General features: G+C 62.9%; 11 protein-coding genes. 2 read left to right on the top strand and 9 right to left on the bottom strand.

Going from position 1 to position 16073, the window contains the following annotated elements:
* Positions 1-4 precede the first annotated feature (4 nt).
* The gene (gene ftsY, locus ACLQ7E_RS09720) at positions 5-1201 is read right to left on the bottom strand and encodes a signal recognition particle-docking protein FtsY (protein WP_411732379.1); all 1197 of its coding nucleotides are present in this window, start codon (positions 1199-1201) and stop codon (positions 5-7) included.
* A gap of 36 nt (positions 1202-1237) precedes the next feature.
* Between ftsY and ACLQ7E_RS09715 the strand changes: the two genes are divergently transcribed.
* Positions 1238-2512 carry an MFS transporter gene (locus ACLQ7E_RS09715; protein ID WP_411732378.1) on the top strand — a complete coding sequence of 425 codons (1275 nt, stop codon included), beginning with the start codon at positions 1238-1240 and terminating at the stop codon, positions 2510-2512.
* A gap of 98 nt (positions 2513-2610) precedes the next feature.
* On the opposite strand, the gene ACLQ7E_RS09710 is transcribed toward ACLQ7E_RS09715, so the two are convergent.
* From ACLQ7E_RS09710 to smc, 3 genes are all read right to left on the bottom strand, one after another.
* Positions 2611-3828, bottom strand: a complete 1218-nt coding sequence (locus ACLQ7E_RS09710; protein WP_411732377.1) for a polysaccharide pyruvyl transferase family protein — start codon at positions 3826-3828, stop codon at positions 2611-2613.
* Positions 3829-3958: 130 nt separating this feature from the next.
* A complete protein-coding gene (locus ACLQ7E_RS09705) occupies positions 3959-5446 on the bottom strand; it encodes a glycosyltransferase family 2 protein (protein ID WP_411732376.1) in 1488 nt (495 codons plus the stop codon).
* A 38-nt stretch (positions 5447-5484) separates the two neighbouring features.
* Positions 5485-9075, bottom strand: coding sequence for a chromosome segregation protein SMC (smc, locus tag ACLQ7E_RS09700; protein WP_411732375.1), 3591 nt, complete (start codon positions 9073-9075; stop codon positions 5485-5487).
* Positions 9076-9211: 136 nt separating this feature from the next.
* Here smc and ACLQ7E_RS09695 point away from each other — a divergent pair, with 136 nt between their 5' ends.
* The gene (locus ACLQ7E_RS09695) at positions 9212-10030 is read left to right on the top strand and encodes a serine hydrolase domain-containing protein (protein WP_411732374.1); all 819 of its coding nucleotides are present in this window, start codon (positions 9212-9214) and stop codon (positions 10028-10030) included.
* A 27-nt stretch (positions 10031-10057) separates the two neighbouring features.
* Here ACLQ7E_RS09695 and mutM read toward each other — a convergent pair whose 3' ends face one another.
* The 5 genes from mutM to ACLQ7E_RS09670 form a co-directional block, all read right to left on the bottom strand.
* A complete protein-coding gene (gene mutM / locus ACLQ7E_RS09690) occupies positions 10058-10975 on the bottom strand; it encodes a bifunctional DNA-formamidopyrimidine glycosylase/DNA-(apurinic or apyrimidinic site) lyase (RefSeq protein ID WP_411732373.1) in 918 nt (305 codons plus the stop codon).
* Between the two features lie 3 nt (positions 10976-10978).
* Entirely contained in the window at positions 10979-11680 is a 702-nt protein-coding gene (rnc, locus tag ACLQ7E_RS09685) for a ribonuclease III (protein WP_411732372.1), read from the bottom strand.
* Positions 11681-11689: 9 nt separating this feature from the next.
* Positions 11690-11893 (bottom strand): 50S ribosomal protein L32, encoded by a 204-nt coding sequence (rpmF, locus tag ACLQ7E_RS09680; protein WP_132357988.1) that lies wholly within the window; start codon positions 11891-11893, stop codon positions 11690-11692.
* A gap of 2 nt (positions 11894-11895) precedes the next feature.
* Positions 11896-12459 carry a YceD family protein gene (locus ACLQ7E_RS09675; RefSeq protein ID WP_411732371.1) on the bottom strand — a complete coding sequence of 188 codons (564 nt, stop codon included), beginning with the start codon at positions 12457-12459 and terminating at the stop codon, positions 11896-11898.
* Between the two features lie 92 nt (positions 12460-12551).
* Entirely contained in the window at positions 12552-16058 is a 3507-nt protein-coding gene (locus ACLQ7E_RS09670; protein ID WP_411732370.1) for a CDP-glycerol glycerophosphotransferase family protein, read from the bottom strand.
* Between the last annotated feature and the right edge of the window lie 15 nt (positions 16059-16073).

Raw genomic sequence — 16073 nt, 5'->3', positions numbered from 1 at the left:
GTCCTTAGTCCAGTAGCGCGTCTACGAACGCCTCGGCATCAAACGGTGCCAGGTCGTCCGGACCCTCGCCCAGGCCAACCAGCTTGACCGGAACACCGAGCTGTCGTTGGATGGCAACAACGATGCCGCCCTTGGCGGTGCCGTCGAGCTTCGTCAAGACGATGCCGGTGACGTTGACGACCTCGGAGAAGACCTTGGCCTGGTTCAGGCCGTTCTGGCCGGTGGTTGCATCGAGGACGAGGAGTACCTCGTCAACGGTTGCCTTCTTTTCAATGACGCGCTTGATCTTGCCTAGCTCGTCCATCAGGCCCACCTTGTTCTGCAGCCGGCCGGCGGTGTCGATCATGACGATGTCGACTTCCTGCTCGATGCCTGCGGTCACCGCCTCGAAGGCAACGGAGGCTGGGTCGGCTCCGTCGATGTCGGACTTGACGGTGGGGACGCCCACGCGGTCGCCCCAGGTGGCCAGCTGCTCGGCGGCGGCTGCGCGGAAGGTATCTGCGGCGCCAAGGAGGACGTCCTTGTTCTCGGCAACCAGCACGCGTGCCATCTTGCCGATCGTGGTGGTCTTGCCGACGCCGTTGACGCCAACCACCATGATCACGTTGGGGCGGTCTGCGTGGCGGACGGGGATGAAGTTGCGGTCCATGGTCGGGTCAACCAGCTTGATGAGCTCCTCACGCAGCATGTCGTGCACGCGCTGGGGGTCTCGGCTGCCTTCAACCTTGACGCGCTCGCGCAGGGCATCCACCAGTTCGAGGGTCGGTTCGGTTCCCAAGTCGGCCAGGAGCAAGGTCTCTTCGATTTCGTCCCAGACGTCTTCATCAATCTTGTCTTGGCTCAACAGGGCCAGCAGGCCCTTGCCCAGGACGTTGTTTGACTTGGTCAGGCGGGCCCGCAGGCGTGCCAGGCGTCCCTGGACGGGCTCGGGGACATCGAAGGGGACGCGGACCTTGACGGCGGTTTCGTCGACAACCTCGGCCTCGGGGACTTCGGGGCTTTCAACCGGCGCCGCCATTTCGGGGGCTTCGGTGGACGGTGCATCCGTGGTGAGCGTGGGCGCTGGGTCGTTGGAGTCACGGGGACCGGTGTACGTTCCCTTGGGTGCCTTGCGGCCCCGGACGAGGAAGAAAGCAGCACCAATACCGATGACGGCAACCACTGCAACGAGGACAATGATCAAGTTAAGTTGTTCTGACACCTTCCTAGCTTCTCACAGACTAAACTTGTCTTACTTATGCCTAAGAATGCCTCGACCTCCAATTTCCCGGAAAAGTCGGTTAATACCGACTCCGGAAAACTGCCGTCGGTACCCCGTGAAATCCGCGTGCTTGTTGCGGCCGCCTTCGTCGTCGCGCTGGGATTCGGGCTCATTGCGCCGATCCTGCCGCAATTTGCCACGAGCTTTAACGTCGGTGTTGCGGCCGCCAGCGTCATCGTCAGCATCTTTGCCTTTGCGCGCCTGATTTTCGCCCCGGTCAGCGGTCGGCTCACCGACTGGCTGGGCGAGCCGACCGTGTATGTCACTGGGGTGCTGATCGTTGCCGCCTCGACAATCCTGTGTGGCTTTGCCCAGTCCTACACCCAGCTGCTCATCTTCCGCGGCCTCGGCGGCCTAGGCTCGACCATGTTCACGGTCTCGGCCATGGCATTGATTGCCCGCATGTCGCCGCCGCAAATCCGAGGCCGCATCGCCGGGTTGTACTCCGGCTCGTTCCTGCTCGGAAATGTAGCAGGGCCGGTGCTAGGGTCCCTGGCCGCGGGCATGGGGTTCCGGATCCCGTTCTTCATTTACGGTGGCGCACTCGTTGTTGCAGCCTCGATTGTCTACTTCTCCCTTTCCCATTCGCGACGGGCAACCGTGAAAAGCGCGACAGAGGAAGCGGCTCCCGCGGTGGATCGCATTCCTTTGTCCGAGGCGTGGGGCGCGGCGTCCTTCAAGGCCGCCTTGGTCTCAGGATTCACCAATGGCTGGATGGCCTTTGGCGTCCGGATGTCCTTGATTCCACTCTTTGCCGTTGCAGCCTTCTCTTCGAAGGGGACGCTGTTGGCGGGTCTGGCGCTGGCAATCTTTGCCGTGGGCAATGGTGCCGCCCTGACCGTCGCGGGGAAGCTCACCGATACCTACGGACGCCGCCTTCCGATCCTTGTGGGATTGGCCATTGCCTCACTCTCCACCGCGGCGATTGGCTGGGTGGATAACATCCCCCTCTTCATCGCCTTGTCGATTATTGGCGGCATCGGAACCGGACTGATGGGCCCGGCCCAGCAGGCAGCCATTGCCGACGTGGTCGGACAGGGCCGCAACGGCGGAAAGGTCATGGCCACCTTCCAGATGGCCACCGACTTCGGTTCCATCATTGGACCGATTCTTGCCGGGTTCATCGCCGACCGGGCCGGCTTTGGGTGGGCCTTCACGGTCAGTGGGGCCCTGGGCCTGCTTGGCGTCATCGCGTGGCTGCCGGTCAAGGAGAAGCGCGAGCCTGCCACCCAGGAATCCGCGGGGCAATAGTCCCGGTCCGGCCTCGTGCCGGATCCCCCTTAACGTACTGTGCCCCTCACCGGTCGTCTCCGGGAGGGGCACACTAGGTTGGTGGCAACCGGAGGTGGTTACCGCAGGGCGGAGATCTCGGCGCGGTACTCGGCGCGCAGCGGGCCCTCGGCGGGAGCCACCGGCAGGGCGTCGCGCAACAGGTCCAAGTCGATGCGCAGTTCAGGAAGGGTGGCGTGGGCGCCGAAGACGGCAAGGTCGGTGGTGGCCAGGTCTTCCTTGGAGATCTGCACGCGGCTGACGGCTTCGCGGTCAAGGCAGGTGAAGAAGTCCTCGAACTTGAAGTCCTTGCCGCCGAGCTGGTGGTCGGTCACGTCCAGCCAGACCCACGGCACCCCGTAGGCCTGGGCCACGATGAGCCCGTGCAGCGAGCTGGAGACCACGGCGCTGGCCCCGGCCAGCTGCTCGACGACAGTCTTGACGTCGCCGCGTACATCGACGAGACGCCCGTCGATTCCCTGCTGGTCGAGCTGCGGCAGGTGCACGTAGTGCGGGACCACCGCAACCTGTCCGTGTGGGGTGCCGGTCGGCCGGATGATGTCGGGCAACAGCAGTGCCGGGTCCCCGTACACCTCCGGGACGTCCCAGCCGAGGGACTCCTGCAGCTCGCGACGGGTGTCCTTGCCTCTCACGGCGTGAATCTTGACACCTTTGAGTGCCGAGCGCACCTCGATCTCCTTGGCGGTCAGCGGCCGCATCAGGCCGCTGCCCCAGACATCGACGTTGTTGCGGGTGACTCTGTGCAGGATCGAGCCGACGCTGTACAGCACCCGGCCGCCGACCCCGGGCCGGTCCGACTGCACGGGCTGGCGCCCGGTGTACGCCTGGACGAGCTGCGGTCCGATCCAGTCACCGAAGTTGAACTTGGCCGAGTACCAGTGCATGGCCACGGTGCTTCCCGGGGCGAAGTCGCCGGCTTCTTCCTGGCGGCGCAGGGCCAGTGCTGTCCCGGCGGCCCGCACGATGGCCTCGGCCAGAAGGCCGCCGGGCACGCCGTGTTCCATTACGTGCATCGGGTTGCCTGCCGCGTCGAAGCCCACGGACACCTTGGTGGTGAACACGTCGTTGAGCCACTTGAGGGCTGCGGCGTTCAGGGCGACGAAACCGACCATGTAGCCGGTGGCGTCCGGTACTGCACGCACCGCGACCGTGGAACCGAGGATCGGCAGCGTCGCCCGCACGGCGTCCTCGCCGGTGGTGAAGCTGGTGAAGAGCCGTTCCGCGTCAGGCCTGTTGGCCAATTCCGATACCAGCAGTCGCATCGTTCCAGCATTCATCAAGATAAGTTCTTTCGCCCGGGGTGTCCGTGGACCGCATCGCGGTCCACGCGTTCAATCGGAAGCCGCCCGCGGCGGCCCCGGGTGACCAGCCTACCAACAGGCCGACGGGGAGCAGGACAGGGAACCGTCAGCCGGCCTTGCGCACATCGATGCTGAAGAACCCGTGCGCCGTGCGGTAATAGCGCACCTTGTTGGAGTCCGTCGCAGGGGTTTCGCCATCCATCGCGACGCGCCGCAGGTCGGTGGCGTCGGTGTTGTAGGAAAGCCACACGTTGCCCAGGCGCTGCAGTGACGCTGCCATCGCGGCACCGTCCAGCTCGGCGTGCAGCAGCCCGTCTTCCCCGCCGGCCTCCAGTGGAACGCCGGTCTTCTGGCCACTGTCGCGATCCTCGATGACCAGTTCGCGCGCCGTGCGGTCCGTCGCGTAGCTTCGCACCTGGATCCGGACCCCGGACCCGGAAGGATCCAGGGTGACCAAATCCGGATTCCGGCCATTGTCGACGTCGGCCTCGGCCAATAGAACCAGCTCGTCTAGCCGCCCTGCGCGGATCGCGGCGACCCGTACCCGATGCACGCCGTCAAACAGGCCCGTGGTGTCCCCCGGCAGGAACCGGTCCAGCAGCTGCGCATGCGCACCCATCCACTGGCCGCGGCCCTCGTCGTCGTAGTCCAGGAACCGCTTGCCCTCGTAGAAACGCAGGCCCTTGCGGATGAACAGGGCGGCCACCAGCTGCCGTGCGCGCTCAGCGTCTGTCACGTGTTCGGTCACGATCCGGGCGATCTCGGTCAGCGAGCCTACATAACCAAGCGGCTCGATGAGCCGGATGCTGATGTTTTGCCCGTCGCTGCGCGAACGTGCCTGGTAGTAGTCGTAGTCGGCGAGGATCGAGATGCGCCCGGCAGCCATGTAAGCCTCGGTGACGGCCATGCCGTCCTCCAGTCGCACCGGCTCCTCCTTGAAGCGGATCCCTTGCTCGAGCATGAGCGAGCGGCGGATGAGCTTGATGGGGTTCAGCGAGCGCAGCGCGACCTCCAACGGGGTGTCCAGCCGCGTGGCCCGGTAGAGACCGGACATGACCTTGCGTCCGCCCAGACCCACCATCTTGGGAATCAGGATGTCCACGTCATGGCGTTGCGCATACTCGGCCATGCGGCGCAGCGCCTCGCGCCCCAACACGTCGTCGCCGTCGCAGAAGAAGACGTAATCACCACGGGCCACATCGACCCCGACGTTGCGCGGCTTGCCCGGCCACCCGCTATTGGCCTGGTGGACCACGCGGAAGTTCGCGTTGCGCTTGGCGTACACGTCCAGGATCTCACCGCTATAGTCGGTCGAGCCGTCATTGACAGCGATGACCTCGAAGCGGTTCTTGTCCATGTCCTGGGCCTCGAGCGAGTTCAGCAACTCGGTCAGGTACGGCATGGTGTTGTAGACCGGGATGATGACGCTGATAACGCAGCTGTCCGTCTCGGCCGGAGCCACGGATTCCGTTGCGGCCGGAGCCACGGAATCGGTCGCCCGGGCCGGAGTGGATGGAGGATCCACCTCGGGGTTCACCATGGCCTTGGTGTCGCTGGCTCTCGACGAATTCCTGCCAAAACCGAACAAGCCCATGCCCACCCTTTAACGTATAAATCGAAGATTGACAAGCATCATATCAGTTCGGCTTCGTGTGCCAGGCGGTCGATGCGCTGGCTAATCACCATGGAAACGCCGTCTCCGCGCATGGTGACCCCGTAAAGCGCATCTGCCACTTCCATGGTGCGCTTTTGGTGCGTGATCACAATCAGCTGGCTCGATTCGCGCAGCTCCTCGAAGATCGTGATCAATCGGCCCAGGTTGGTGTCGTCCAGGGCGGCTTCCACCTCATCCATGACGTAGAAGGGGGAAGGCCGGGCCTTGAAGATGGCCACCAGCAGCGCGACCGCGGTCAGCGACCTCTCGCCGCCGGAGAGCAAGGAAAGGCGCTTGATCTTTTTTCCTGCAGGACGTGCCTCCACCTCGATGCCGGTGGTCAGCATGTTCTCCGGATCGGTGAGGACCAGGCGCCCCTCTCCCCCGGGGAACAGCCGCCCGAACACCCGCTCGAATTGTGCAGCGGTGTCGGTGTAGGCCTCCGTGAAGGCATGTTCAACACGAGCGTCGACGTCCTTGATGATGTCGAGCAGGTCTTTGCGGCTTTTCTTCAGATCCTCGAGCTGCGAGGTCAGGAACTGGTGCCGTTCCTCAAGGGCGGCAAACTCTTCCAACGCCAGCGGGTTCACCCGGCCCAAGGCCGAAAGATCCCGTTCGGCCCGCTTCAGCCGTTTTTCCTGGTCGACCCGGTCGAAGGGAATTCCTTCTGGAATGACATTGCCGTCGCCATCGACTTCCTGGCGGAGGGCTGCCCATTTGTCGTCTTCGGCCGCCTGCTGCGGCACCGGCAGGTGCGGACCGAAGTTCTCAATGAGGTGCTCGCTGGTCAACCCGAGTTCCTCGATGGATCGGTTTTCCAGCGTTTCAATGCGCATGCGCTGTTCGGCCCGCGCCATCTCATCGCGGTGCACCGAGTTGGTCAGTTCCGCCAGCTCATGGCCCAACTTGTCGACACTGCCACGGACTACGGACAGCTCTGCTTCCAGTTCCTCGCGACGTGCCTGGAATTGTTCCCGTTCCCGGTCGGCCAGCTCGATGGAAATGTCCATGAAGGACACAACTCGCTCGACCTTGGCCGAGACCTCGCGGGCCGCAATTGCCTGCTTGCGGCGGATCTCGGCCCGGCGTTGTGCCTCGGCACGGGCGCGGCGTTCGGTCTCCGCCGCGCGCTTCAGCGACTCGACACGGCCACGCAGCCCGTTGGCGCGTTCCTCCGCGCTGCGCAGGGCCAAGCGGGCGTCCAGCTCCTTTTGCCGGGCGGTTGAGGCGGCCGCGGCCAGTTCGTCGCGCCTGTCGGTCTCGGGTTCGTGGTCCTCGGGTGCTTCCTGGGCCATGTCGAGGCGTTCGATGAGCTCGGCGAGCTTCTCCTGCTCCACCTCCAGCTTCTCCTGGGCAACGGCAATCTGCTGTTCGAGGCGCTCGCGTTCCTCATGACCTTGGCGCAGCAGGGATCCCAGCTGTTCCATTCGCTGGGACACGGCCGAGATCCTGGCATCCGAGTCGTGCAATCGGCTCAGTGCCGCGTCGGCCGCCTCCTCGGCGGTCATGAGCCGGGCGGTGAGGTCGGCTGCTTCCAGCCTCAGGGAGGCGAGGCTCGCTTCGACCGCAGCCAGTTCGGCTTCGGTTTCGGTGATCGCAGCATTCTGTTCGATCAACGAAGGGGCTGCGGTGGTGCCGCCGCTTGCAGAACCCGCGGTGAGAATGTCTCCGGCCAATGTCACGGCCCGGGCATTCGCATCCAGGGAGAGGACCTGCCGAGCCTCGGCGAGGTCCGTGGCAACCACCGTGCTGCCCAGCAGATGCGCCAGCGTGCCGCGCAATGCTTCCGGTACGCTGATGACTTCCAGCACGTGCTTCCCGAGGTGCGCCGTGGATTTGTCGTGGGCAGCAGCGTCAAGATTTCCACTGATCAAATGGACTCGTCCGCCGTCGGATTCCCGGAGCCCGCCAAGGATCGCCAGCGCATGGTCCAGTTCCTGGACGGCAATGGCTTCCGCAATCGGACCCAAGGCGGCTGCAACGGCAACTTCAAATCCCGGTTCGACTTCCAGGTGTTGAGAGAGGCGACCCAACAGGCCCTCATGCCCGCCGGCAAGGATGTCTTCCGAGGCATCCTTGCGGACAGCTCCCTCGCGCAAGGCCTCAAGTCTTCCGCGCAGGGAACCCAGCTGTGTTGCAAGTTCTTGTTCGGTCTTGCGCTGGCTATCCATCGTCGCAACCAAGGCCTCGTGGCGGTCGGCAGCATGTTCGTAGGCCGTATCCAGATCTTCCTCGCCATCCTGGACGGAAGCGGCCTGCTGCTCCAGGGCGGCAAACTCGTTGGCGGTGCCTTCGCGGCGTGCCGCCCAGCCCTGAAGGGACTCGCGCAGCCGACCCAGTTCCCCCTCGGCGGCCTCGACCTTGCTGCGCGAGGCGCCCACCTGGCCGGCGAGCCGGGCGAGCCCTTCCCTGCGGTCCGCTGCCACCCGCAATTCGTTGGTCAGGCGCTGCTGCTCGGCATGGGCGGCTGCCTCGGCGTCCGACTTGGCCTCGAGAGCCACTTCAAGCAGGTCTTGGCGCATCTCGAGGTTTTCCTCGAGTTCCTCCAGCTCGTCATGCAGCCGCTCTGCCTGGGCCTCCAGCCGGTCGGGGTCGCGGCTCGGGTCGAATTCAACGGTGTCGGTTCCGAGCAGGCGGGAGCGTTCGGCCGACAGCGCGCCCAGGGACCGGAATCGCTCGCGCGTCGAGGTCAGCCCAAACCAAAGATCCCGCGCCTTGTTCAGGGCCGGGGTGGCGTGTGCCGCGGCCACCTCAAGCTTGGTCAGTTCGGCCCGGGTCTCCTCAAGCCGCCCCTGGACCACGTGCTGGGAAGCCCGCTGTGCCGCCTCGTCCGCAATGTCCTTGTCCAGGGCACTGCGCAGGGTCACCAGGTCATCGGCCATGAGCCTGGATTTGGCGTCCCGTACCTCGAATTGGACGCTCTGCGCGCGGCGGGCGATCTTGGCCTGTTTGCCCAGCGGCGTGAGCTGGCGGCGGATTTCGCTGGTCAGGTCCTCGAGCCGGTTCAGGTTGCCCTGCATGGCGTCGAGCTTTCGTACGGTCTTTTCCTTGCGCCTGCGGTGCTTGAGCACCCCGGCGGCCTCTTCGATGAAGCCGCGGCGGTCCTCGGGTGTGGCGTGCAGGATCCGGTCGAGCTGTCCTTGGCCGACGATCACGTGCATTTCCCGGCCCAGGCCGGAGTCGGAGAGGAGCTCCTGGATGTCCAGGAGCCTGCAGGAATTGCCATTGATGGCGTATTCGGAGCCGCCCGCGCGAAACAACGTCCTGGAGATGGTGACTTCGGCGTATTCGATGGGCAGCGCGCCGTCGCTGTTGTCGATCGTCAGTGAGACGTGGGCGCGGCCAAGCGGGGCGCGGCCGGAGGTGCCCGCGAAGATGACATCTTCCATCTTCCCGCCACGCAGGGTCTTAGCGCCCTGCTCCCCCATGACCCAGGCCAGTGCGTCAACAACGTTTGACTTGCCCGAACCGTTGGGACCGACCACTGCGGTGACACCCGGTTCGAATTCGAAGGTCGTTGCCGAGGCAAACGACTTGAATCCGCGAACGGTGAGTGTTTTCAAATGCACGTGGAAGCGTCCTGGGTTTTTGGTGGCTAAAGTGGTCGGTGGGCTGGCCTCCATCCTATCGAGTCGCCTTGGCTCAATGGCGTAGGTCAAGCCCGGCAGACAGGTATTTTCATCAAGAATGCTAGGAGAAGACCCCTTGAAGAGTCTTTTGGCCATTGATTCATGGCCTTCGACACACGCGGCCTCGGCCGTGGTTGCTGCTGACGGCGCCGTCCTGGGCTCACACGGCGATGCGGATCATCGCTTTGCTCTGGCCTCGGTCACCAAGCTGCTCAGCACCTACGCATTCCTGGTGGCGTTGGAGGAGGGTGCATTCGAGCTGGACACCCCGGCCGGCCCCGAGGGTTCCACTGTCAAACACCTCTTGGCACACACCTCCGGCTACGATTTTGCCGAACGCAAGGTGCGCTTTGCCCCCGGTGACCGGCGGTTGTATTCGAATGTCGGCTTTGAGGTCCTTGCCGAGACCCTGGAGGAGGCCACGGAGATGAGCTTCGCGGACTACCTGGGTGAAGCGGTCCTGCAGCCCCTGGGCATGACATCCACGTCGCTGGATGGCAGTGCTGCCGCGGACGGCGTCTCCACGCTCGGGGATCTCGTGACGTTCGCGACCGAATTACAGAGCCCCACGTTGCTGGACGTGCAAACCCATTCCCAGGCCACGCACGTGGTGTACCCGGATCTCCCCGGGATCCTCCCCGGCTACGGACGTCAAACGAACAACACCTGGGGCCTGGGGTTTGAAATCCGTTCCGAAAAGTCTCCGCACTGGACCGGCCTGCTGAACTCACCGGAGACCTACGGGCACTTTGGCCAGGCGGGCACTTTCCTCTGGGTTGACCCGGTATTGGGTGCCGCGTGCGTGACGCTGACCGACAAGCCCTTTGGCCCATGGGCAGTCGAAACGTGGACGCCGTTCAACGACACGGTGGTTTCGGAGATCCAGGGCCGGTAGCGACTAGGTCCCGCTGGGCCAATCAACTCAGCGGGGCTTGCGCTGGCACCTGGGGCAGCTGTACGAGGAGCGCCCCATGAAGGGATCCCGACGGATCACCGAGACCAGACCTTCCTCGGCGCAGCGGTGGCAGTCCTTGCCTTCGCGGCCATAGGCGTTGAGGGACCTGTCAAAGTACCCGGAGGCACCATTGACGTTCACATAGAGCGCATCGAAGCTGGTGCCGCCGGCATCCAGCGCGCGGCCCATGACATCAACGAGGGCGGCGTGAAGTCGGGCCACGTCCGGGCGCCGGATTGTGGCGGTGGAGCGCAGCCCGTGGAGCTTGGCGGCCCAAAGTGCTTCGTCGGCATAGATGTTACCGACACCTGAAATGACCTGCTGGTCGAGGATGCCACGCTTGAGTTGTGTGTTTTTCTTGCGCAAGGCCAGGTAGAGGGCTGCCGGTGTGGAAGCCGGATCCAGGACGTCTCGGGCAATGTGCGCCGCGGCCGCCGGTATCCAGGGAAGTTCGGCACCTACGCCGCCGGGAAATTGGTCGTCGGTGGGCACCAGGTGCGAGAGAAACATGCCGCCAAAGATTCTTTGGTCAATGAAGCGCAATTGGTTGGGCTTGTTGGCCTCGGGAGAAAGCTCAAGGCGGACCTTTAGGTGCTTCTCATCCGGGGCGGCGGGCTCCTCCACCAACAGCTGTCCACTCATGCCCAAGTGGGCCACCAGTGCGCTCGGCGTGGGCAGTCCGTCCAGGAGCATCCACAGGAACTTCCCGCGGCGCACGGCCGCGCCAATGCGGGTGTGGGCGAGGCTTGCGGCGAAGTCAGCCGGGCCCTCGAGGTGCCGGCGAACCGATCGCGGATCAACGACCTGGACCGATTCGACGGTGCGGCCTACGACCCAGTCGTCCAGGCCTCGTCGAACCACCTCGACTTCCGGCAGTTCAGGCATGGCTTACTTGGCCTTGGACGTGTCGTCCTGCGGGCTAACCATTTTCCAGGTCACCGCCGCTGATTCCTGTTCGGCTTCCTTCTTCGAAGGACCGCTTCCCTGGCCATAGGGGGTGCCGCCAATATGAAGCACGGCCACGTAGGTGCGTGCGTGGTCCGGGCCGGAACCCGTGACGCGGTATTCGATGGTTCCCAGCTTCTTGGCCGCGGCAATCTCCTGGATGGCGGTCTTCCAGTCGGTGCCGGCTCCCAATACGTCCACGTCGTGCAGCAGCGGCAGGATCAGGCGCATGACCATTGCCCGGGCCACTTCAATCCCGTGGTTCAGGAAGGTCGCACCAATAAGGGACTCCATGGTGTCGGCAAGTATGGATGACTTGTCCTTGCCATTTGTCAGGATTTCTCCCTGGCCCAGCAGGATGAATTCGCCCACGCCAAGGGAACGTGCGATGCCCGCCAGGGCACGGGTGCTGACCACGGCTGAACGACGCTTGGCCAGATCGCCTTCGGGCAAGGTCGGGTAATTCTTGTAGAGGTGGTCGGTGACGGCATAGCCGAGGACCGAGTCACCCAGGAATTCCAGGCGTTCGTTGGTGGGGATGCCACCGTGCTCGTAGGCGTAGGAACGGTGTGTGAGTGCAAGACGAAGCGTCTCGGGGTCAATAGTGACCCCGAGACGCTCCAAAAGCTCTTCTGTTGAAGGCATCAGACAGACTTACGCGTCTGCGACCTTGCGACCCTTGTATTCAAGGAACAACTCGGTGCCTGCGGAATCCGTAACGACCTTGGCCTGGTGCGGCAGGCTGTAGGTGACCTGACCGTTTTCCATGGTCTTCACCAGGGTAGGCGCGGTTGCCTTCCACTGGGCGCGACGGGCGCGAGTGTTTGAGCGGGACATCTTCCTCTTCGGGACAGCCACGGCTACTTCTCTTCTCTCTCGACTGAATGTGTACTCTGTGTCGCGTCCTCTGCGACGATGTCGGTCAGCCCGGCAAGCGCTGCCCAACGAGGATCCAAGACCTCATGGTGATGCTCAGGATCCTCATTCAGGCTTTTTCCACATTCGGAGCAAAGCCCTGCACAGTCTTCCCGGCATACCGGTTGGAACGGCAGTGCGGTCACCACTGCATTCCGGAGCACCGGTTCGAGATCGATACGATCATCTACAACCTGGTACTGGTCAAGCTCTTCTTCTTCGGTGAACTCGTGTAAGCCCTCGTAGTAGAAGAGTTCTTGAATGTCGGCATCGAAGTCATACGCGATGGCTTCCAAGCACCGTCCGCATTCACCGTTGATCTCAACAGTGGCGGTTCCGGAAACCAGAATGCCCTCGTGCACGGCTTCGAATCGCAGATCCAGATCAACTTCTGATCCTTCACGGACTCCGATGAGTGCCACACCAATTTCAGCGGGTGCGGCGACCACCTCATCAAGGGTCGTCATGTTTCCTGGGCTTCGCCCAAGATCCTTGGTTAAGAAAACCATGGGCGAACTGCGATCGATGCCGTGTGACGACGAACGATCTGAACGCTTTTCGCTAATGATGACTCCTGTAGAACATAGACCGACATTACATCCTAGCGCGGTTTGCGACGGGAGCCAAAACCACTGCGGATCGAGCGTTGCGTCACAGGCATGCCGCCGAAAATCTCATCGACCACCCTGCCCGCGGATTCACCATCGTCGTGGGGCGCAAATCTTGCGATGAACCCGTCGCTGGGTCCGGATTCCTCAAGCTCACCGTCGAGGGCGCCTCTGAGGGCCCGCCAAAGCTGGTCCTCGTCGGTGACGATGGGTCCCGGGAGTTCTTTCTCGTAGTCCATGTAGAAGCCCCGCAGGTTATCGCGGTAGTTTTCAAGATCGTAGGCGAAAAAGAGGATCGGCCTGCGCAAGAGCGCGAAATCAAAGAAGACGGACGAGTAGTCGGTGATCAGGACATCGCTTGCGAGGTAGAGATCTTGGATCTCGGGGTAGGCCGAAACGTTGACGATCCTCCCCCGAAGTTCCTCGGGAATCTGCAGCCCGGAACTGACCAAGACATGCATCCGCAGCAGCAATACGGTGTCTTCCCCGAAGCGCTCGTTGAATGACTCGAGAGCAAAGGGGAGCTCAAAGGTAAACCGGCCCTTGCCATTGCTGGCATCATCCCGGAACGTGGGCGCGTAGAGTACAACCTTGTGGCCTTCGGGGATCCCCAAGGTGGTCTTGATCTCCCGGGCCCGGACCCCCGCCTCCGGCCGGAGCAAGGGGTCGTTCCGCGGGTACCCGAGTTCCAGAACCGGGCCTTGGTACGCGAAGGCGCTGCGCATCGCCTCCGTTGCGTAGGGGCTTGGAGACAAGAGGTGGGTCCACTGTCCGATGGCGCGCGTGACGCGGTCCAGATAGCCTTCGTCGCGCCCGTGGATGTCGTCAATGTCGTTGAGCATGCGCTTGAGCGGCGTTCCGTGCCAGGTCTGGACATAGACGCCGTTCTTACGCCGCGTCATGTAAGAGGGCAGGTTCTGATTCACCACCCAGTACTTGGCACGGGCCAGGTGCCAGAAGTACGCCGGCGACAGGCGCTTTACCGTGGTTGTGTTCGGATCGGTGAATGCATGCGTTCCGGTGTAGACCCAAACCTTCTTGCGCGGGTCCCCTCGCCGAACCAGTTCCTCATAGATATAGCGCGGAGAGTCCGCATATTGCTTGCCGAGGCCAGATTCGAAGACAACCAGGTCGTTGTCGGCGGGCAATCGGCTGGCAAGGACCTGCATGCGTTTCATCAGCGGAAAATAGAAGCGACTGTTCCGGAAGCGATTCTGTGCACGGTCGATCAATTCGCTGTCGCGCGGGCCCTTGATGTCCACCAGGGGCAGACGCATTTCCCTCACGGCCTCGAAGACCCGGGAGGAATGGGTGCGGTCCCGGGCCACGATGAACTTGGATGCACGGTCGCGATATGTGGTGTCCATCTGCATCTTGCGCCGCACCGACAAAGCCAGGGATTCCATCAATGCCTCCCGGGTGAAGGAAATCCGTCCCGGCAATTCGCGATCAAGGTCGAGGTGCGATCCCATTTTTCCCAGGAACCGGTCACGGTCAAACTGGAAGTAATGGACCGGCTTGTCAAGGAAGCTGAAGTCGAAGCCAACACTTGAGTAGTCGGTGACCATGGCCGCGCTCTGCTTCATCAGGAACTGGACATCGACTTCGCCCTGCTCCACGATTCGCACGGGAGCTCCCGCGAAGAAGGACCGAAGATGCTGCATGTTCGGGTGCAGACAGAAGATCAGTTCCAGCTCGTATTCACGCACCAGCTTGGCCAACTCAGGATCATGCAGGAACTCGTTCCACTGCTGGAAGTAGTCGGACTCGAGGAATGCCTCTTCGTTTTGGAGCCAGTCCCTCCACGTGGGAATGATGAGGACCTGCCGAGGTTCAACCAGAACGTCGGTGTTAAACAACGCGTCAAAGCGGGGCAGGCCGGTCACGACCACTTCGCCGGGCTCGTAGCCGAAGTCCTTGACGATGTAGGACTTTTCACGCTCCGATGAAACGCAGAAAAGGTCCGTCTGGAATCCGGCGGATTTCTTCCCGTAGTTCGGCACCATCCATTTGGTTCCCATGACGCCGTGCTGCAGGAAGACCTTCCCGGCACGGGACTTCGCCAGGAATGATGGATGCCGCGTTGGGTAAAGGTAGTCGGGGTGGTGCGATCCGATGATCCGGTCGGCGGCCAGCGCGATCTCGAAGTGTTCCTTTGACTGGTACCCGATAACGTTTCCGAGCTGACGGACGTTCTCGTACTCGGGCGAGGCCAGGTCAATGACGTAGTAGGCGTCGACCTCGGGATGGTTTTCGCGGACGTACCGGAAGAAGTGGTAGCCGTTGTCCTGGGCCTTGTACGGCAATTCACCGATCAGCCAGACCGGCTTGCGTCCGCGGCCGCCCAGCAGGTGCCTGGAAGGGCTGAAGTCCTTCAGGACCTTGAAGGAAGCTTCGTCAACCACCTCAAGAATCAAGGACGTGGCCTTGCCCTTGAAGGTGTAGTAGGGATTGACGACCAAGGTCTTGCCGTCGCGGGTGAAATCGCCCGCTCGCGTGGTGGCTCGAATGGCATACGGCGTTCTGGCCACGCGCACACGCTTCGGTTCTTCAACGCCCTCGATGGTGAACTCGAGGTGGAGGTCGAAGTTGTCTGCTGTCTCGATAATTTCCCAGTCCACGTCGGCAAGGGCGGCCTCCGCGGCCCACGTGTACCTGCCGAAACCATAACGCTGACGGGATTGTTCCTGCATCAGCCGAAGGTCCACCACGCCGCTGAATTCCTGGCCGCTTCGTCGCCCGAGGACCACCAGGCGGGCGGAAGCGAGGCGCGAACTCCTGCTGTAGGCGATGCCGGAAAGCCGAAGGTTGCCCGCAACGACCGAAATTGCGTCAGTGCGCAACGTGACGCTGTGCCGGATCTCGCGGTTCATGGCAATGACGAGTTCGCCACGCTTGTTGATGTAGGGACGTGCGATTCCGTCGCGCGCTTCGTGTCTCGCGAGAACGCCCAGGTCCGTGTCCGAGGCCCGTCCGACGACGCGGTGGAACCGTACCGGCTCCCCCACCTCGACCGAGCCCTCGTCCACGGACTCATTGACCTCGGCGCGCGTCAGGGTGCCTTCGGTTCCGGCAATCTCGATCGCTGCAACGCCGAGCGGAAGTGCGCCGACTTCGCCTTCATATTCGAGGCACACGCGAACCATGCCCTCGGCGGCCTCGTCGTCCGGTTCGTCCAAGAGCTCAGGGGCCTCTGCATTCCATCGCACGCACAGCAGCTCGAGGTCAATGGCACCGGAAGATGCGAAGGCATCAGGACCCGATTCCTCCAACGAGTCAATTGAGGAGCGTGTGATGACGGTTTTTCCGTAAAGCACACTCAGCCCCAGCGGCTTTTGGCTTGTTACGGCACTGACCTGAAGAAAACGCCCCTCCTGGCTGACCGTGAGGGAGACCGAACCCTTGAGGGTCCGGGTCTTCCGTCGTGCGTCCTTCCGGTGGAGGCCCTTTCCGTACAGGTCCTGGACCATGCTCGCCAAGGTCTTGGGTGTTTGCTTCACAAAGCAACCTTTCAA

The organism is Paeniglutamicibacter sp. (assembly GCF_046714615.1).
GTDB lineage: Bacteria > Actinomycetota > Actinomycetes > Actinomycetales > Micrococcaceae > Paeniglutamicibacter.
Note: the sequence above shows the minus strand (reverse complement) of the source record. Positions and strands in the feature narration are given on the sequence as shown.